17 protein-coding genes are annotated in these 20,314 nt (G+C 28.8%); 12 read left to right on the forward strand and 5 right to left on the reverse strand.

Features of this window, described 5'->3' with window-relative positions:
- Positions 1–28: 28 nt before the first annotated feature.
- The 5 genes from CXF68_RS18405 (at position 29) to CXF68_RS18425 (ending at position 7,720) form a co-directional block, all read left to right on the forward strand.
- On the forward strand, positions 29–925 hold the full coding sequence (locus tag CXF68_RS18405; protein ID WP_101046561.1) for a DUF6607 family protein: 897 nt from the start codon (positions 29–31) through the stop codon (positions 923–925).
- Positions 926–954: 29 nt separating this feature from the next.
- Positions 955–3,378 carry a TonB-dependent receptor gene (locus CXF68_RS18410; RefSeq protein WP_101046562.1) on the forward strand — a complete coding sequence of 808 codons (2,424 nt, stop codon included), beginning with the start codon at positions 955–957 and terminating at the stop codon, positions 3,376–3,378.
- A 4-nt stretch (positions 3,379–3,382) separates the two neighbouring features.
- Positions 3,383–4,867, forward strand: a complete 1,485-nt coding sequence (locus tag CXF68_RS18415; RefSeq protein ID WP_101046563.1) for an ankyrin repeat domain-containing protein — start codon at positions 3,383–3,385, stop codon at positions 4,865–4,867.
- Positions 4,868–4,945: 78 nt separating this feature from the next.
- Positions 4,946–5,419 carry a DUF2271 domain-containing protein gene (locus tag CXF68_RS18420; protein ID WP_101046564.1) on the forward strand — a complete coding sequence of 158 codons (474 nt, stop codon included), beginning with the start codon at positions 4,946–4,948 and terminating at the stop codon, positions 5,417–5,419.
- 132 nt (positions 5,420–5,551) lie between these two features.
- Entirely contained in the window at positions 5,552–7,720 is a 2,169-nt protein-coding gene (locus CXF68_RS18425) for a PepSY domain-containing protein (protein ID WP_101046565.1), read from the forward strand.
- Positions 7,721–8,193: 473 nt separating this feature from the next.
- On the opposite strand, the gene CXF68_RS18430 is transcribed toward CXF68_RS18425, so the two are convergent.
- Positions 8,194–8,490, reverse strand: a complete 297-nt coding sequence (locus CXF68_RS18430; protein ID WP_101046566.1) for a DUF721 domain-containing protein — start codon at positions 8,488–8,490, stop codon at positions 8,194–8,196.
- Positions 8,491–8,570: 80 nt separating this feature from the next.
- Positions 8,571–9,650 (reverse strand): DNA replication/repair protein RecF, encoded by a 1,080-nt coding sequence (locus tag CXF68_RS18435; RefSeq protein ID WP_101046567.1) that lies wholly within the window; start codon positions 9,648–9,650, stop codon positions 8,571–8,573.
- Positions 9,651–9,764: 114 nt separating this feature from the next.
- Here CXF68_RS18435 and CXF68_RS18440 point away from each other — a divergent pair, with 114 nt between their 5' ends.
- The 7 genes from CXF68_RS18440 to CXF68_RS18470 all read left to right on the forward strand — a co-directional run bounded on the left by CXF68_RS18440 (position 9,765) and on the right by CXF68_RS18470 (position 16,103).
- Positions 9,765–10,550 (forward strand): tetratricopeptide repeat protein, encoded by a 786-nt coding sequence (locus CXF68_RS18440; protein WP_101046568.1) that lies wholly within the window; start codon positions 9,765–9,767, stop codon positions 10,548–10,550.
- A gap of 93 nt (positions 10,551–10,643) precedes the next feature.
- Entirely contained in the window at positions 10,644–11,150 is a 507-nt protein-coding gene (ribH, locus tag CXF68_RS18445) for a 6,7-dimethyl-8-ribityllumazine synthase (RefSeq protein WP_101046569.1), read from the forward strand.
- Between the two features lie 179 nt (positions 11,151–11,329).
- Positions 11,330–11,614, forward strand: a complete 285-nt coding sequence (locus CXF68_RS18450) for a riboflavin synthase subunit beta (protein ID WP_101046571.1) — start codon at positions 11,330–11,332, stop codon at positions 11,612–11,614.
- On the forward strand, positions 11,614–13,458 hold the full coding sequence (gene mutL, locus CXF68_RS18455; protein WP_101046573.1) for a DNA mismatch repair endonuclease MutL: 1,845 nt from the start codon (positions 11,614–11,616) through the stop codon (positions 13,456–13,458). The genes CXF68_RS18450 and mutL overlap by 1 nt, the downstream gene beginning before the upstream one ends.
- 8 nt (positions 13,459–13,466) lie before the next feature.
- Positions 13,467–14,192 carry a rhomboid family intramembrane serine protease gene (locus CXF68_RS18460; RefSeq protein ID WP_101046575.1) on the forward strand — a complete coding sequence of 242 codons (726 nt, stop codon included), beginning with the start codon at positions 13,467–13,469 and terminating at the stop codon, positions 14,190–14,192.
- Positions 14,193–14,212: 20 nt separating this feature from the next.
- The gene (locus tag CXF68_RS18465) at positions 14,213–15,085 is read left to right on the forward strand and encodes a rhomboid family intramembrane serine protease (protein ID WP_101046577.1); all 873 of its coding nucleotides are present in this window, start codon (positions 14,213–14,215) and stop codon (positions 15,083–15,085) included.
- A 4-nt stretch (positions 15,086–15,089) separates the two neighbouring features.
- On the forward strand, positions 15,090–16,103 hold the full coding sequence (locus tag CXF68_RS18470; RefSeq protein WP_101046579.1) for an endonuclease/exonuclease/phosphatase family protein: 1,014 nt from the start codon (positions 15,090–15,092) through the stop codon (positions 16,101–16,103).
- Positions 16,104–16,263: 160 nt separating this feature from the next.
- Here CXF68_RS18470 and CXF68_RS18475 read toward each other — a convergent pair whose 3' ends face one another.
- The 3 genes from CXF68_RS18475 to CXF68_RS18480 are packed head-to-tail and all read right to left on the reverse strand — an operon-like array spanning position 16,264 to position 20,034.
- Positions 16,264–17,484, reverse strand: coding sequence for an MFS transporter (locus CXF68_RS18475; protein WP_101046581.1), 1,221 nt, complete (start codon positions 17,482–17,484; stop codon positions 16,264–16,266).
- Complete coding sequence (locus CXF68_RS21065) at positions 17,477–17,584, reverse strand: lysine N(6)-hydroxylase/L-ornithine N(5)-oxygenase family protein (RefSeq protein ID WP_232771684.1); 108 nt, start codon at positions 17,582–17,584, stop codon at positions 17,477–17,479. Before CXF68_RS21065 ends, CXF68_RS18475 begins: the two co-directional genes overlap by 8 nt.
- A gap of 2 nt (positions 17,585–17,586) precedes the next feature.
- On the reverse strand, positions 17,587–20,034 hold the full coding sequence (locus tag CXF68_RS18480) for a GNAT family N-acetyltransferase (RefSeq protein ID WP_101046583.1): 2,448 nt from the start codon (positions 20,032–20,034) through the stop codon (positions 17,587–17,589).
- Between the last annotated feature and the right edge of the window lie 280 nt (positions 20,035–20,314).

Here is a 20,314-nt window from a genome sequence, read left to right on the forward strand (position 1 = left end):
AAATTTACAACCCATAAAAATCATAAAAATGAAAAAACTAATTTTAGTAACTGCCATACTACTGTCAGCCTTTACAGTTAAAGCTCAGAAAAAAAAGGACAAAGCCGCTATTAAAAAAATGTGCGGATGCTATGAAGTCACCTTCAATTTTGCTGAAACTTTTAGTAATAGTAAAGATTCTTTATACAAACCTTCTAAAACAAAAAAAGACAAAGCTTTAGAATGGGCTGGGTTAATAGAAGACAGCAAAAACAAAATTTCAATTCAACATTTATTACAAGTAGGTAATCCAGACAAACCTTATATAATAAAGCATTGGAGACAAGACTGGACATATCAAAATAAAGATTTTTATATGTACAACGGAGACAACAATTGGCTATATGAACAAAAAACTAAAACTGAGGTAAAAAAACAGTGGAGTCAAAAAGTTTATCAAGTTGACGATAGCCCTCGTTACGAAGGTTCAGGGTCTTGGGTACATATAGATGGAAAAAGCTACTGGGAAAGTACCACTAATGCTCCTTTACCCCGTAGAGAATATACTAAAAGAAGTGATTACAATATTACAGAAAGAGGTAACCGCCATGAAATAACAAATTATGGTTGGGTACATGACCAGGATAATAAAAAAGTAATAAGAAAAGCTGATAAAAAGGATGTTATTATAGCTTACGAAAAAGGTTATAACACTTATGTAAAAGTTGCTGATACTCGCTGTAAAGCTTCAATAGACTGGTGGAAAAAGAATGCTAGTAAATGGCAATTAGTTAGAAATAAGTGGGACGAAATATATAAAAGAAATACCAACCTAACTTTAAAGAAAAAGGTACAAAACAAACCTTTATATAAACACTTGTTTTCTGATAAAGTAACTGAACAAAAAGAAATTGATAAAACGATTGAATCTTTCGTTAAAAAATAATTTTTCATAAACCTCTCAATATAAAAGAAATGAGAATTTTCACAATAGTACTACTTATATGTAGTTGTATTCAAACAATGTATGGTCAAGCGACCTTAAAAGGAATTGTAAAGTCAGAAAGTAATAAAGCAATCCCTTATGCTAATATTTATATAAAAGGAACTAAAACTGGTAGCGAAACAAAAGAAGACGGAAGTTTTATTTTAAAAAACATTCCTCTTTCAACATATACACTAACAGCAAGTGCTGTAGGTTTTTCTTCTTTATCTCAAAAAATAAAGGTAATCGGAGATATGAATAACTTAGTATTTATATTAAAATCTGATACGCAATTAGATGAGGTTGAACTTTTCGGTTCACGAAATAAAAGAGCTGAAAAACTAGAAACACTTACACGATTACCACTTGCTCCTAACGAGCAATTACAAAGTATTTCGGTATTATCACATAAACTTATCGACCAACAAAATGCATTAAGTCTTAGTGATGTTACCAAAAACGTAGCTGGTGTTTATACTTTTGCTACGTATGGTAACACAAAAGAAAGTATGTCTTTAAGAGGGTATAGAGGAATTCCGATACTTAAAAATGGGGTTCGTATTAACTCAGATTTTAGAGGAACAGGTGTTATTACCGATATGGCTGGTGTAGATAATATTCAGGTACTAAAAGGTATTTCTGCAATTAGTCAAGGTTTAGGTGGTGATTTAGGTTCTGCAGGTGGTGTAATTAACGTAGTAACCAAAACTCCAAAATTTTATGAAGGTGGTGAAATTAGTTTAAGAGCAGGTAGCTATGGCAAACTACGTCCTACTTTTGATTTTTATGGCCCATTAGATAAGAAAAAAACAGTAGCTTTTAGAGTTGCTGGTGCCTATGATAAAGCTGATAGTTATCGTGCAAATGTAAGTTCAGAACGTTTATATATTAACCCATCGTTAGCATGGAAACCAAATGATAAAACATCTATTATTTTAGAAATGGATTATATGGATGATAGCCGTACACCTGACCAGGGAACCATAAATTTAGGCAGCTATGATGTTAACAACATTTATAAATTATCTAACAATCGTTTTATGGGATTTGAATCTGATAGAAGTAACACTCTCAATACAACTTATGCAATTCGTTTTGATAGAGAGATTAATGATAAACTAACCCTAAAAGCAGGTTATTTTACTTCTAATTTAAATACATATACCGAAAGTTCTTGGGCTTTTCAGGCAAGCCCTAGAAATGGTTTAACTCCATTACCTAAAAATCAACGTTATAGGAATTATTATGCGAACGGAAGAGATGATAACAATAGTGTATTGCAGTTAGATTTAATAGGTAAAGATGTAGAAACGGGTTCATTAAAACATACTTTTCAAATAGGAATAGATTATAGAACTAATGAGTTTGACAATACCGCATACACGACAAATTATCCTACAGCAGATCCTTATATAGATATCATAGACCTTACTGGACCTATTAATAATAAATTACCTTCCGGTATGAGCGTTGTAATAAACTCTGCTAAAGCTTCAGGATCTAAAACAAAATCATATGGTTTTACGATTCAAGATAAAATTAGCCTTAACTCTTGGGCAGATGTATTTTTAGGTTTACGCTATAGTTCTTTAGAAAGAACTAAGGGAAACTTTATAGGTAGAACACTTGTTGGCTCTAAACGTGATAATGCTTTCAATCCATTAGTTGGTTTTAATATTAAACCTAATGAAAACATTGTTTTATTTGGTTCGTATGCTAGTAGTTCTAATCCGATGACTTCTTTTTACACAGATATTAACGGTAACGAATTAGGTACAGAACGATGGGATCAAATTGAAACAGGTATAAAATCTACTTGGTTTAATAATGCTTTACGTTTCAACGTTACTACATTTTTCACAAGTAGTAAAAACTTAAATTTAGAAGTGTTAGATACTTCTGGAAACAGCTTAGGTTATTACACTAAAGGTGGTGAAGATACAAGAAACGGTGTAGAAGTAGAATTAATTGGTCGTGTATTACCTAACCTACAAATTATTGGTGGATATTCATATTTAGATGCAAAATATAAAGACCATGTAGATTATTATTACAACTCAAGCCCAATAAACACACCAAAACATACCGCTAATTTCTGGGCGAGATATGCATTCAATAATTCTTTAGATGGATTATCATTAGCAGCTGGAGCGTACTTTTTAGGTGAACGTCCACATAACGTATGGTCTAGAAAGTACACACATGTTGGTGTTGAACCAAATGTAAAACCTTTTAATTTAAAAGCATATACAACCGTAAATTTACAAGCTTCATATAAATTCAATGAAAAAATAAGTATAGATGTGTATGGAAATAATATTCTTAATGAAGTAGGCTATAATGCATATCGTACAGTATATTTGAATAGAATTCAACCAGCTAGTTACGGAACTACCTTACGTTATAAATTTTAAAAAAATGAAAAAAATACAATTAACATTCGTACTTATTTTGTTTGCTAGTGCATTACAAGCACAGACAAAAAATATATTCTTTGATAGGGCTTTTTGGGAAACAACTCCTACAATAGCAATAATAGATCAAAAAATAAAAGAGAACAATAGTGCTACTGCATTAAACCCTAACGGGTTTGATGCAGTTACTTATGCTGTCTTAGCAAAAGCACCAAATACAGTTATTAAATACTTACTAAACATAAAAGGTAATGATGTTAATAAACTTACACACGATAAAAGAACCTATATTTTTTGGGCAGCTTATAAAGGAAATTTAGAATTAGTTAAACATCTAATCAATAGTAATGCTCGATTAGACTTAAAAGATTCTCATAATTTTTCTCCTTTAACTTTTGCAGCTGTTGCAGGACAAACTAATACAGAAATATATGATCTATTTATAAAAAATGGCATCGATATTAAAAAAGATGTAGATGAAAAGGGTGCTAATGCTTTGTTATTATTAATTGGTCATTTAAAAGATTTTAAATTAGTAGATTATTTTACAAATAAAGGATTAAAACTTAACAGCACAGATAACCACGGAAATGGTGCTTTCAATTACACTGCTTATAAGGGTAATAAAGCAATGCTAGAGTTGTTAATAAAAAAAGGGGTACCATATAAAAAAAATAGTTCAAATGGAGACAATGCTATATTAGCTTCAACCATAGGTTCCCGTAGTGGTTACAATCCTTTAAGTTTTATTAAATACTTAGAAAGTATAGGTATTAATCCTAACATTACCAATAAAGATGGTATAACCCCACTTCATAATATAGCATACAATAATAAAAATATTGAGGTTTTTAATTACTTTCTAAAAAAAGGAGTTAATGCTAATCAAATTGACAACAATGGAGACAATCCTTTAATAAAATCTACTAGAAGAAATTCTTTAGAAATTATACAGTTATTAGCCTCAAAAACTAAAAGTATAAACCACACAAATAAAGATGGTAAATCTGCACTTACAAATGCTTTAAAAAACAGCCCTAAAGTAATAGATTTTTTATTAAAAAAAGGCGCTGATGTTTCTATTGTTGATACTAAAGGAAATAACTTGAACTATTATTTGTTTAAAACCTTTAACGCTAAACAAAAAGATGAGTTTAAAGAAAAACTTAATCTTTTAAAAGGAAAAGGGTTTTATGTTAAAAAAACTCAAAAAAACGGAAATACATTATACCATTTAGCTGTTGAAAGACAAAGTATTGCTATGTTAGATTTTATTAATAAATATAAAATTGATATTAATGCTAAAAACAAAAAAGGTTTATCAGCTATACAAGAAGCTGTTTTAACTGCTAAAAATAGTACTATTATAAAGTACCTAATTACTAAAGGAGCAAACAAAAGTGTTAAAACAGATTTTGATGAAACTCTTTATGACCTAGCAAAAGAAAACGAAGCGCTAAAAAATATAGATATTAGCTTTTTAAAATAAACACACTTAATTAAATCGAATACAAACAAAAAACAACATAGTTTTATTTGTGCTCGATTTAACTTTAAACAATATAATATGAAAAAAATAGTTGCAATTTTACTAGTAGCCTTAAGTATCATGGCTTTTACAACTACTAATGAAGCTAAGTATAAATGTATGATTCAAATGAAGAATTATACTGGTGAAGGAGCCTATATAACTGTTTCTTTATTAAACCAAAAAGGTGAATATGAAAAAACATTATATGTGCAAGGCGATGATGAAGAATGGTATTCTGACATTACTGAATGGTGGCAATTTCAAGGAAAAACACGTACTAATATTGACGCTATAACTGGAGCTACGATAAGTGGAGGAAATAGAGCGATTACAGTTATTCAGATTCCAACTGATAAATTAAATAAAGGGTATAAAATTCGTTTTGAAAGTGCTGTTGAAGATCAAGAATACTACAAAGACGATATTGAATTTGAACTAACATCTGAAAATGTAAAAAGTAAAATCGAAGGAAAAGGTTTTATACGCTACATTAGAATGATACCTCAATAAGTAAAATAAATATGCTACAAGAGTAGTACTTGAAGATGAAATATCTTTTAAAATGAAAAAAGCATAGTTTAGATAAAAAATGAATAATAAATCTCAACTTCGCTCGATCTAACATACATTAAAGTATTAAAAATGACCATTTCAATTTGGAGATATAGCCATTTAACATTGGCTATATCTTCTTTCTTATTTATAGTTATTGCCGCTATTACAGGTATAATTTTAGCTTTTGAACCAATATCTAATCAGCTAAAACCATATGCAATACAAACCGATGAAATTACACTTTCACAAACAATTTCTTCATTAAAAAAAGAATACGAAGAAGTAATTATCTTAAACGTTAACCAACATAATTTTGTTACTGCTTCAGTAATTACCAAAGAAGGAAAAAGCGAAACATTTTACATAAATCCCACTACAGGTAAAAAAATTAGTCGCATTACTTCTAAATCACCTCTTTTCAAATGGACTACGAACTTACATCGTTCTTTATTTTTAAAATCTACTGGTCGTTTTTTAGTTGGACTCTTCTCTTTCTTACTCTTTTTGATTACCCTAACAGGAAGTATTTTAATTATAAAAAGACAAGGTGGAGTTATTCAGTTTTTTACAAAAGTTATTAATGAAAATTTCAAACAATATTACCATGTAATTATAGGTCGTTATACATTAATCCCTATCATTATAATTACACTAACAGGAGTATACCTATCTTTAGAAAAATTTTCCCTTTTACCAGAAACTAAAATCAAACATACTTTTGATTTTTCTTCTATTCCATCTGATAAAAAAACTCCAATTGAAGAGTTCTCAATCTTTAAAAACATCAAATTAGATGAAGTTAAAAGTATTGAATTTCCTTTTTCTGATGATATTGAAGATTATTTTTTCTTAAAGTTAAAAACAAAGGAGCTTATTATTCATCAATATTCTGGTCAAATAATTAGCGACAAAAATTTATCATGGGTTCATATTTTATCCGACTGGAGTTTATTTTTACATACAGGTCGTGGTACTATTATTTGGTCAATAATCCTCATTCTTTCGTGCATCGCTATTTTATTTTTCATATACTCCGGTTTTGCTATGACTTTAGAAAGAAAACGTAAAAATTTACTTCCAAAGAATAAATTTAAAAAAGACACTGCTAAAATTATTATCCTTGTAGGCTCAGAAACTGGTAATACTTTTAGCATTGCTTCATCTTTGTTTAATTCTTTAAATTCTAGCAATCAACCTGTTTATATAACACACCTTAATAAATATAGTACTTATAAAAAAGCAACCCAATTAATCGTCTTAACATCAACTTATGGTAATGGTGAACCTCCTATAAATGCTGCTAATTTTTTAGCTCTTTTAAAAAACACCAAACAACAAAACAAAATAAACTTTGCTGTAATAGGTTTTGGCTCTTTAGCATATTCACACTATTGTAAATTTGCTATTGATGTTGATAATGCATTAACCACAAATGATAATTTTAGAAGCACGCTACCTATTTATAAAATAAATAATCAAAATTTCACTGACTTTAAAAACTGGGGCTTACAATGGAGTGATAAAACAAACATTGAATTACAATTAAAACAAAAACAATTTAAACCAAAAAAACAACAACCTTTTTTGGTAGTAAGTAAAACTGATATAAACATAGATAATTCTTTTTTAATTCGATTAAGACCTATTAAAAACCTACAATTTACTTCAGGCGATTTATTAGCGATCACACCAAAACAAGACAATATTGAGCGATTATATTCTATAGGTAAAATTGATAATGATATTTTATTAAGTATTAAAAAGCATGAATTAGGTATCTGTTCTAATCTACTTTTAAACCTTAACATAAATGAAACGTTATTTGCCAGAATTCAAAAAAACAACGAATTTCATTTTCAAAAAAAATCAAAAAACAATATTTTAATAGCTAACGGAACAGGAATTGCTCCGTATTTAGGGATGCTAAACACTCCATCTACAACTCATTTGTTTTGGGGAGGAAGAACTGAACAGTCTTTAAAAATATATACTCCTTATTTAAATAGTTTAAGCACTAACAATATTCATATTGCTTATTCCAAAGAACAAAACAACCAATATATACAAGATATTGTTTTAAAAGAAAAAGAATTAATTGCCTCAATATTAAAGAATGATGGTACAATTATGATTTGTGGTTCTATTAGTATGATGAATGGTGTTTTAACTGTATTAGAAGAAATCACCTTAACTCAATTAAACACCCCGTTAAATACATTTCAAAAAACAAATAAAATTAAAACAGATTGTTATTAAAAAAACACCCTAAATTTATAAATAAGTATATAAGAAATTAAGAGGGAATTGATCTATTACTGACATACTCTATCATTAAAAATGAAAGTAAATTAGGTATAAAACATCCAAAACATTAAATTTTCAAGGTTTTTGTTATGTTTTTAAGATAGACTAAATTAACTTAATCTAAATTATATATCTATACCTAAACACATTATATTTCCATTTATGATCAACAGCAACTTCTAAAACTTAAATCTATTTTGATATAAGTTTTATCTATCAAAAAAAATATTAACATCTCTATTAAATTTATAATTTTGCAGCCATAATTATTTCGGGGGATTTAATTTTAAATAAGAAAGAAGCTGTAATGGTTTCTTTCTTTTTTATTTTAATATTTAGACCAAATAGAAGAATAAATAAACTTCAATCTACTCAATAAATATTTAAACTAGATTAAAAATCCAATAGCATATTTTTTATAAAAATTATACTAACATTAGCTTTTTTACTACCTCCTCTCCCATTTCTTCATTAATCATTCTTATAATTTTTTCTTTACCGTAACTTAATTGCTCTCTTAATGCCGAAGAAGACAAACGAACAATCAATGTTTTATTTTGTAATTTAACTTCCTGAGTATAAGAAACGACACCAGGCCCCATCATTTTACCCCAAGCTTCGTCTATGTGAATTTTCTGAAAACCTTTATTTAAGCTTCCCTCTTTTATATAAGTTCCTAATAAATCTTTTATAGAAAAACTATCATTCTCTCTTTTTGCCATAATTAAGTGTGCTAATAGTATTTTATTGCGAACAAAACCTCGCAATTAAAATTACGCTGCCATTCTTTATTGTAATAACATTACATTTTAAAAATCTGATATTCTTGGTTACTCTTTTTTATGACGCTTTCTGTACGATCAAAATGTGTATCAGTAATAAAAATTTGCCCAAAGGCATCATTATTTACTAAATCTACAATTTGTTTTACTCTATTCTCATCTAATTTATCAAAAATATCATCTAACAATAAAATAGGAGTTACTTTTGATTGCTTTTTAATAAACTCAAATTGCGCCAATTTTAAGGCTATTAAATACGATTTTTGCTGTCCTTGAGATCCAAATTTTTTAATCGGATACTCGCCAATCTCAAAACTTAAATCATCTTTATGAATTCCTGACGATGTATATTGTAACATTCTGTCTTTTTCTAAACTCTTTGCAAACAACTCTTCTAACGAAGAATCGTGCAACTGACTTTTATAACCCAAATTCACCACTTCTTTGGCTCCTGATATAATTTGATGCTTTTCATTAAAAATAGGCACAAATTCCTCTAAAAAAACTTTTCTCTTATTATAAATAGCATTTCCGTATTCAACTAGTTGCTCATCATATACTTTTAAATTTAATGCATCAAAAGTTCTATTGGCTACAAAATATTTTAACAATGCATTACGTTGACTTACGATTTTATTGTACGAAATTAATCCTTGTAAATAGTTTTTATCTTGCTGAGAAATAACACCATCAATAAATTTTCTACGAGTATCACTACCTTCTACAATTAAATCTCTATCAGCAGGAGAAATAATAACCAATGGTAACTGCCCAATATGTTCAGAAAACTTTTCATAAGCCTTTCCGTTTCTCTTTAACATTTTTTTCTGCCCTCTTTTTAAGGAGCACAAAATTTTCTCATTTCTATCACCTAAAAGGTAATCTCCTTCAATCATAAAAAAATCTTCACCATGACGAATATTCTGTCCTGCAACCGAATTAAAATAACTTTTAGCAAAAGATAAATAATAAATAGCATCAAGCACGTTGGTTTTACCAATTCCGTTACTTCCTACAAAACAATTTATTTTCTTCTGAAAATCAAACGTTTGAGTCTCTATATTCTTAAAATTTACTAGCGATATCTTCTGTAAATACATGAATTTGGATTGTTTCAAAAAAGAAAGCGCAAATTATTGTTTTTTTTACGAATAATCGATTTTTAAAATCCAATTTAAAAAGCTATTTTTGTCGCCACTAATTTTCAAGCAATTATGGCTACATATAAAAAAAGAGGATACAAACCTAAGAAAGAAAAAGTTGCACAAGAAGTAGAAGAAAACTTTGATGAATCTCAAAGTACTACTGCCGAAGTATTTAATACTTTAGATGAAACTGCAAACAAATCTGAGCAGTGGATTGAAAAAAATAGCAAACCTTTATTTTTTGGACTAATAGCTATAGCAGTTATAATTCTTGGATATTTAGGGTATACTAAATTTATATCAGAACCGAATCAACAAGAAGCTTCTAACGAATTAGCATTCCCAAGAACTTTCTTCGATAAGGCTGAAAAGTCAGCTGGTGTTGCAGCAGACTCTTTATATAACATTGGTTTAACTGGTGGTAGTACTGGAAAATATGGTTTTACAGATATTGCTGATGAATTTAGCGGTACTAAAGCAGGAAACATAGCAAATTATTATGCTGGTATTTCTTACTTAAAAATGAAAAAATACGAAGAAGCAATTGAGTATTTGAGTAATTTTAATTCTGATGATGAATTATTAGGAGCAACAGCTTTAGGTGCAATTGGTGATGCTTTCGCTGATATTGACCAAGCTAAAGAAGCTTTAGATTACTATCAAAAAGCAGCTAATAAAAAACAAAATGATTTTACATCTCCTTTATTTTTATTTAAAGCAGGGCAAACTGCAATGTCTTTAGAAGAATATAGTACTGCTGAAAAATTATTTACAACGATTAAGCAAAAATACGCAAATACTGACCAAGGTAGAGATATTGATAAATATATCAATAGCGCTAAATATGCTCAATAATTAAAATATTTCGTCATTTCAGAATAAAAATAACGAGGTGAAATAATACTTTTAAAGTACCTCATTTTTATTAGTATGACATAAAAATGATATATGGCAACAACAAATTTATCTTATTACGATAAAGCTTCAATCCCAAATGCGAAATCTTTTCGATTTGGGATTGTTGTTTCAGAATGGAATCCTGAAATCACAAAAAACCTACAGAAAGGTGCTATTGAAACACTTTTAGATTGTGGAACAGAAAAAAACAATATTGTTTCTTGGGATGTACCAGGTAGCTTCGAATTAGTTTACGGTTGCAAAAAAATGATTGAATCACAAAAAGTGGATGCAATTATAGCTATTGGAAACGTAATTCAAGGAGAAACAAAACACTTCGATTTTGTTTGTGATGGTGTTACTCAAGGAATTGTAGATTTGAATATAAAATACGATGTTCCAGTAATTTTCTGTGTATTAACAGACAATACTAAGCAACAATCAATAGATCGTTCTGGAGGTAAATTAGGAAACAAAGGTATTGAGTGTGCCGTGGCTGCTATTAAAATGGCTGCTATTAAAAATCTTGACACTCCGTCTAAACCATTAGGTTTCTAAACATAAACTATAACATATTATATTTATAAAAAAGAATCAAAACACTTATTGTTTTGATTCTTTTTTTAACTTTAATTTACTGATAATTTTTGACCGCTTATCTATAATTCAGTAACTTTGAATTTCGTCTTAATTTGGTGTGATTTTTGTTACACTATACCATTAAACAAGCAATTTTTATGGGATTTATTAAAAGAGAAAATAAAAAATTTGACTATAAGCCTACTTATTACAAAGGAGAAGGCAATCCGTATCAAGTAAAACATAAATTTGATGAATTCCGTACAACCGTAGGTAAAACAAAAGGTTTAAAAGGGAAGTTTACAGATGCTATAAATGAATTTAAAAGTTCTGAAAATGGTGGATTCAATAGTACAATTTTAATAATAATTGCTGTTTTAATATTTTTCTTTTTATTATTTATCGATTTTGACCTTTCTATATTTTTATCTAAAAACAACTAATGTCAGATATTATACAATTGCTTCCTGATCATGTTGCAAATCAAATTGCTGCTGGTGAGGTAGTACAACGTCCTGCTTCTGTAGTAAAAGAACTGGTAGAAAATGCTATTGATGCAGGTGCTAGTTCTATTAAACTTTTAATAAAAGATGCTGGAAAAACTTTAATTCAAGTAATTGACGACGGTAAAGGTATGAGTGCTACTGATGCTCGTTTGAGTTTTGAACGTCATGCTACTTCAAAAATTAAAGATGCTCAAGATTTATTTAACTTAAATACCAAAGGATTTCGCGGAGAAGCATTAGCTTCGATTGCTGCTATTGCCCATGTTGAGTTAAAAACGAAACAAGAAAACGAAGAACTTGGTTCTCAAATAAAAATAGAAGGAAGTAAAATAGTTACTCAAGAAGCTATTTCGACTGCTAAAGGAACAAGTATTGCTGTTAAAAACTTATTTTACAACATACCTGCACGGAGAAATTTTTTAAAATCAGATACGATTGAAACTCGTCATATTGTTGATGAATTTCAAAGAGTAGCTTTAGCACATCCTGATATTTCGTTTTTATTACATCACAATAATAACGAAGTTTATCATTTAAAAAAAAGTAACTTACGTAAAAGAATCGTAGCTATTTTTGGTGCTAAAATGAATGAAAAATTAGTTCCTATTTCTGAACAAACCGATATTATTACTATAAATGGTTTTACTGCTAAGCCCGAATTTGCTAAGAAAAAACGTGGTGAACAATACTTTTTTGTAAACAATCGTTTTATAAAAAGCTCTTACTTAAACCATGCAGTTATAAATGCTTTTGAAGGTTTATTAGAATATGGATCACATCCATCTTACTTTTTATATTTAGAAGTACCACCAAATAGTATCGATATAAATATACACCCAACAAAAACAGAGATTAAGTTTGATAACGAAAAAGCATTGTATGCCATTTTACGTGCAACTGTTAAACATAGTTTAGGACAATACAATGTAGCACCTGCCTTAGATTTTGATAGAGACGCTACCTTAGATACTCCTTATGATTACAGTAAGAGCAGCTCTTCTTCGGTACCTCCAATTACGGTAGACCCAACATTTAATCCATTTAAAACAGAAACGAATTACGAACCAGCATCAAATGTTTCTAACAATTCAGGTTCAGTTAGTTTTCAATCTAATTTTAAAAAAGATACAGGAAATTGGGAAGCTTTATACACCAATACCGAACCTATAGAAACAACAAGTCAAGAACAACTTTTTGAGTCTCATCAAGAAACGGAAACAGGTAAAACTTTTCAAATTCAAAAAAAATATTTATTAAGTTCTATTAAATCTGGTGTCGTTTTAATTAACCAATCTCTGGCACATCAACGTATTTTATACGAAGAGTTTCTAGAAAACATTACAGTTAAAGAAGCTAGCAGTCAGCAATTATTATTTCCTGTAAACATTCCTTTTTCTAAAGCAGATATAGAAATGATATATACCATAAAATCAGATTTAGAAAGTGCTGGCTTTATGTTTGATGAGTTCACTAAAGAAAGTGTTACTATTGGCGGGATACCTACTTCTATAACCGAAAGTCAGATTACTTTAATTTTGGAGCAATTGTTAGACGATATTAAATTAGAAGTACCCGATACTAGTTTTAGTCATTTTGATGTAATGGCAAAATCTTTCGCAAAATCTTTAGCTATAAAAACAGGAACAGTATTGTCGGTTAAAGAACAAGAAAATTTGGTAGATGACTTATTTTCGTGCAAAGAGCCAAACACATCTCCATTTGGTAAACCAACATTTAAGACATTAACTTTAAATGAAATTGATACCATTTTTAATAAATAAAACAAAATATGGGAAAATTAACTGACGCTATAAAGCATTTAATAATCATTAACGTGATTATGTATTTTGCTCCACAGTTTTTAAACTTAGATTTAACAAATATTTTCGCTTTGCATTATCCGCAAAACGAACATTTTGGAGTTTGGCAATATGTTACGCATACTTTTATGCATGGTAGTACAATGCACTTACTTTTTAACATGTATGCTTTATGGGCTTTTGGGACACCTTTAGAACAAATGTGGGGTAGAAATAAATTTCTATTTTTTTACTTCTCAGCAGGTATAGGTGCAGGTTTAATTTACACACTTGTAAATTACTACCAGTTTAACGGAATATATGAACAATTAGTTACTCTAGGAATTTCTCCTTCTGAAATACAAAACGTTTTAAATACAGGACAGTACAATGATGACATTATAACACTCTCTAATAAAACAATGAGTGAGTTTTATAGTTTATATCATACCCCTGCTGTTGGAGCATCTGGCGCTGTTTATGGTATTTTAGTTGCTTTTGGTTTAACGTTTCCGAATGCTAAACTAGCCTTAATCTTTTTCCCAGTACCAATCGCCGCGAAGTACTTTATTCCATTAATGATTGCTAGTGATTTATTTTTTGGAGTTACAAAATACTCTATTGGTAATGTTGCACATTTTGCACATATTGGAGGAGCTCTAATTGGTTTTATAATTGCTTGGTATTGGAGAAAAAAACAACTTAAATCTTACTAATTTACTAAAGTAAAGAACTGATGAACATATTAGATAACTTAAAATATAGATTTAAAAATGCAGGTATCATAGAGAAACTTATCTATGTTAATCTAGCTGTTTTTCTATTAGTTTTCATAACCAACACTTTCGGTTTTTTATTTCAATCTAGCAATAACTTGCTTATTGAATGGTTTGCTTTACCTGCAAATTTCGATGAATTCTTATCAAAACCTTGGACAATTATAACTTATGGTTTTTTACACACTGGATTTCTTCATATACTCTTAAATTTAGTTGCCTTATTTTATATAGGTCATTTATTTAAACAATATTTCACTTCAAAACAATTACTTAATTTTTATATTTTAGGAACACTTTTCGGAGGAGTTATTTTCATTGCTAGTTATAGTTTTTTTCCTGCACTACAACGAGTAGCAGACAACAGTGTATTACTAGGAGCATCTGCTGGTATTTCAGCTATTTTTATAGGTATAGCTACTTATATTCCTACTTATGAATTAAAATTCCCTTTAATTGGCTTCGTTAAATTATGGATAGTTGCCTGTATTTGGATAGCTATTGACATTATTCAAATTCCTGCAGGAAATGCAGGTGGACATTTAGCACACATAGGAGGTGCTTTATTTGGTTTTTTATATGTTGCTAGTGCTAGCAATAAAGAATTAGAAATTTTTAAACCTTTTAAAAAATTCTTTGAGAAGAAGGAAAAACCTTTAAAAACAGTTTACAAATCTGGTAAAAAACCGACTAAAAAAACAACACCTAAAGAAACTTTTAATAAATCGAAAAACCAACAAGAAATAGATAAAATTTTAGATAAAATTGGTAAATCGGGTTATGATACATTAACTAAAAATGAAAAAGATTTTTTATTTAAACAAGGAAAGTAATTAAATGAAAAGATATTCAATTTTACATAAGCTTCTTTTCTTTATCAATTCAGTTCTTGCAACTGTTTTGTTATTTTCTTATGTCTTACCATATGTATCACCTAAAGTAATTCCGGCTGTAGCTGTTTTTAGCTTATTCGTGCCTTTATTAATAGTTTTGAATTTTGCTTTTTTTATATACTGGGCATTTAACCTTCATAAAAACGCGTTACTTTCTTTTTTCATTTTAACCCTTGGTGTTTTTATTTCTTCGCCACTTATTAAATTTTCAAAAAAAGAACTTATTTTAAATAACGATGTAAAAGTAATGAGCTATAATGTTCGTTTATTTAATCATTACAAACATTTAGAAGATGAAAGTACCGAGCAAAAAATATATGAATTTATTAATAATGAAAATCCTGATATTCTAACAATGCAAGAGTTTTATCAATCTAAATCATTAGACATAAAACTTCCTTATAAATTCAAAAAATACAAATCAAAAGCTAATAAATTTGGTCTTGCAATTTACTCTAAATACAAAATTATAAACTCAGGCTCTTTAGACTTTAAAAACAGTGCTAACAATGCTATTTTTATAGACATTGTTAAAAAAAAGGACACTATTAGAATTTATAATGTTCATTTAGAATCATTAAAAGTAAATCCTAATAAAGAGAATTTTGGTGAAAAAGATTCTGAACGTTTATTTAAGCGTTTAGCTAAAGGTTTTGTAAAACAAGTAGACCAAACGGAACTTATCTTACAGCATGAAAAAGGTTGGAAAGGTAAAAAAATTATTTGTGGAGACTTTAATAACACTTCCTTTTCTTGGGTATATAACCAGCTTATAAAAAATAAAAAAGATGCTTTTATAGCTGCCGGTATTGGTTTAGGTAAATCTTTTAGGTATGTGTACCCAATGCGAATAGATTTTATTTTAACTGACAATGAAGCTACCATAAATCATTATAAAACTTTTCATATGGTTAAATTATCAGATCACTACCCTATTATGACTCGTTTGCATTGGTAGTTTTTTATACTTTAAAATACTAATTTTTAAAGCATAACCTTTTTTAATAGTTAATTCACTTTATTATATTCAATCTAGTTGTAGTAAAATAAGTATTTATAAGATCTTAAAAAGAAATAAAGATAGATAAGGTTTCCCCTATCCATCTTTTTTAGTTTTATTATTGGTATCCTTTTTTAAGAGATTTTTTATTAAGTTCATTATTCTTATTTTTCACAAAAACAAAGGCTATAACAAGTAAAATAATCATGAAAACCCAGGTTTTTGCATACCCTAAATAATCAACTAACTGTAAACCTACATTTAACCCAACTAGTTTACCTATTGCTACAGAAATAGTAAAATACCCCATATCTCTTCCTTTAGTTTCAGAAGAACTTTCATTAAGTACTAATGTGTTTAGAAAAGGAAAACCAATAGACTGTGCTAATGAAAATAATATAATAGATCCTATTACAAATACAATGTGACTTGGCATTGCTAGTAGTACAAAACTGGCACTAAACAACACTAAACTAAATTTTAAAATTTGTTGTTTTGCAATACCTTTTCTTTCTAGATAATGAACTAATGGCATTTCAAAAACAAAAATTAAAAAACCATTTATCCCTATAATAATTCCTATGACAACTTCAGAAAACAAATATACTTGCTTGTAAAACAATGGTAAAGTAGCTAACAATTGTATATAAACAAAAGTCATAATAAATGTAACTATCATATAACTAAAAAATAGCTTTGATATTTTTAAATCTTTTTTAGGTTTAATTTTCTCTAGTTTGGCTGTTATTTCATTTTTTCTCAAAAATAGAACAACAAAAATCCCCGATAATATGCAGGTAATTCCATCAATAAAAAAAAGACTTTTATATGTAGTATATACGATTAAAAATCCACCCAAGAACGGCCCTAATGATAAACCTAAATGAATAGAAAGCCTTAATAATGATACTGATCTTGTTCTATTTTCTTCATTACTATAATTAAAAATAGCCACAAAAGCAGCTGGTTTTGAAAACTCAGCTAGCATTGCGATGACAAAGATACCTGTGCAAAGCATATAAAATTCCGTTAGATAACCTAACGGAATTAAAAATAAACCTGGTGTTATAAAACCTATTAATAGTATCGGATAAAATCCTTTTTTATCTGATAAAATACCTCCAATGTAAGAACCAAATACACCTCCTAATCCAAAAGAAGATAATACCCAAGCCACATCTGTTAACGAATATTTATAATGTGATGTTAAATACAAAGACATAAAAGGAATAACCATAGTACCTGCTCTGTTAATGAACATTGCTATCGATAAACACCAAACTTCTTTAGAGAGTCCTTTAAATGAAGAAACATAAGTAGTTAGTAACTTCTTAAACATTTACGCTTTTTAAAATAAGAGGTTCACTAAAAGCTGCCAAACCAATATTAAAAAGCGCTAGTCCAATACCTATGTAATCAATTATCTTAATAGTGTCCATAATTATTTATTTAGTACTAATTCTTTTTTTATTAAAGAGGGGAATTGTTTAAAAAAATTTGATCTTGTATTATAAAAAAGATTCGATGTTTTATGAGGCTGTTCAATTACCTTATCTATAGAGAAACCTGCTCTTTCTAAAACAATAGCCATTGCTTTGGCAGCGATGTCGGGTTCTAGAATACACTTTTCTACCTGCGGAAAACTAAATAAATAGTCTGCCACCGCTTTTAAACAAACAACTGTTTCTCTCTTTTCTTTTTCTTCTGTTGCTATTAAAAAATGAAAACCATAATCGGTAGGCTTAGCGTCATAACATCCACCTACAACATCACGCATTGCCCAGTAAGGCTCAAAAGTAAAACAAGTTTCTCCGTTAACTTCACCTATATATGCATGTGAAAAATCCATATCTAATAGAGAAATATAAAATGCCTCTAATTTTTTTATAGATCCATCCATCTTCCAAAAAGCTAAAGCTCGTTCTCTATTAAACCAATCATGAACCATATTTAAATCTTTATTTATATTAAAAGGGCGAATTTTTATAACTACACCTTCTTTATCAAAATAGTTTTCATAACAATAATCCATAGATGAAGGATGCAATAATTCATTTTCGTAATGCGCATATAATAAAGGATTTTTATAAGCAACATGTATTACTCCATCTACAGGATTCATTGCCTCATCTTCTCCACTTAATCGGGTTAATAAATTACTTTTCACCTTCCATGTTCTTCTTTTTAGAATGAAATCAATAATTCCTGAATCATCCTTATTTTTCCATTTGTTAAGACGCTTAGTAACCATTTTCAATAAAGTATGTTCCTCTTCTAGCCCGTTACTTCCAAAAGTATTAACCAAGCCTATAATGTTACTAATCATTATATAATTTACATAGATAGGTGTGAGTACGTCATCAGAAAGGAAAGAATGAGATTCTAAGGCAATATCAGGAATGTAAGCAGCTGCTAACTTTAACTTATTTTCTCTAAAAATAATTCCTTGACTATCTCTAAAATACACATTACAAGGATATCCTTTTTCATCAAGTTCGATCATAGTATTCTGGCCATGCGCTTCGAAAAACATACCAAAATTAATATAGCCATCTAAAATTCCTTCCAAATAAAATTCTAAATACAAATCAAACCATTTTCTAGAGACTTCACTTATTGAAATACCATCTAGTGCTGCTATGTGTGTTATATTTTTATACAACCGGTTGCTATGCCCTAAAACTCCATCTTGGCATATTTCACCTAGCATTGTTACTTTTTTATCATTAAAAATAGCTTTTGTATTATCTCTAAAACTGGTATTAAATCCTTTTATTACAATACCTTCATGATCTTGTAATGTAATATAAGCAGGATCTTCAATAATTTTAAAATTAGGATTTGACGCTCTAAACTTTGCTCCAAATTCTGTTCTAAACAATGCACTAACCTCACATCCCCTTAATAATTCATGATATAAATTACAACGTTCTGAATTTGTTATTTTAACGTGTAATGATAATTTAACCATAAATCGACTGTCTTTATTGTATAAAGTTCTAACAGAAGAAGTTGGTGTATATAAAGGTCCTAAAGCACCTAATTGAATTAATTTATTTTCTGAAATTAATTTTTGAACTGATGTATTGTTTTTCTTTAAATAAGAAAGTTCCCACGGATGTATTGGCACTAATTTCCAATCTTTATGAGTATCAAACAATACTTCTATTTCAGAAGTTATATAACCTCGGTCTTCTAAATCTTCTTTAATTTCCGTTGTAATATCCTTTTCTCTAGCACTATTTTCTAAAACAAATTTAGAATCAGCTAATAAATAAACAATTTGAAAACTTGCTTTGGTTTCTGGTGAATACTTAAACAATTCTTCATCTGTCATTCTAGACCTACTTTTTGGTACTGGATGCATAGAATGCCCTGTTAATAATGATTGCTCAGCATCAATAAATGAAATTTCTTTATTAAAAATAGTTGAAACATCATTCGTTATTTCATTTCTAAACTTTAAAAATGCTGCTGTATTTGCTTTACTATTTTCTAAACTTTTAACAAATTGTACAGCAGCATTTGATTTAGAAGAAACAGTAGAATTATGTTCTTCTATTAATAACTCAGAAAGAGCTAAAAATTCTAACTCTTTAATAGCACCAGTATTTCTATCTTTAACAATACAAGGAAATTCATACTGATGTCTTCCTGTTAAAGAATAATAACTTAAAGCACAAAACACATCTTGCTCTAAGAAATTTAATGCAATTTTCAACCACTTTGTATGTGCTCTTTCTTCAAAATAAGAAGCTAGTACTAAGTCATGTTTTGGTTTTCTAAAAAACTTTTCTCCACTTTGCTTAACATCTCTTATATAACAGTTTAAAAAAGCTGTTTGGGTCATCTTAGAAGCTAAATGCGTGTAATTAGTTTGTTTTTCCATAATATTTTCTTTTATAAATAATCATTTCAATAATATTTTCTATTGTTAACGGGGGTTTAACATGGTAAACTTCAGATATCTTGATACTTGCTATCCCACTTCTAACTACTAAAACAGTATTTGTTTAATCTGCTAATTAAGTCATGGGGTTTACCTTCTTGAAACTCATTTACACACACAATTCCTTTCTCTATATTCTCTTATATAAACTGCCTAGACAAGCACCTAATAAGTGTTTAAAATCATTTTTATTCTATTATTTTTATTAAATCTAAATAAG

Source organism: Tenacibaculum sp. Bg11-29 (assembly GCF_002836595.1).
In the GTDB taxonomy this organism is placed as follows: Bacteria; Bacteroidota; Bacteroidia; order Flavobacteriales; family Flavobacteriaceae; genus Polaribacter.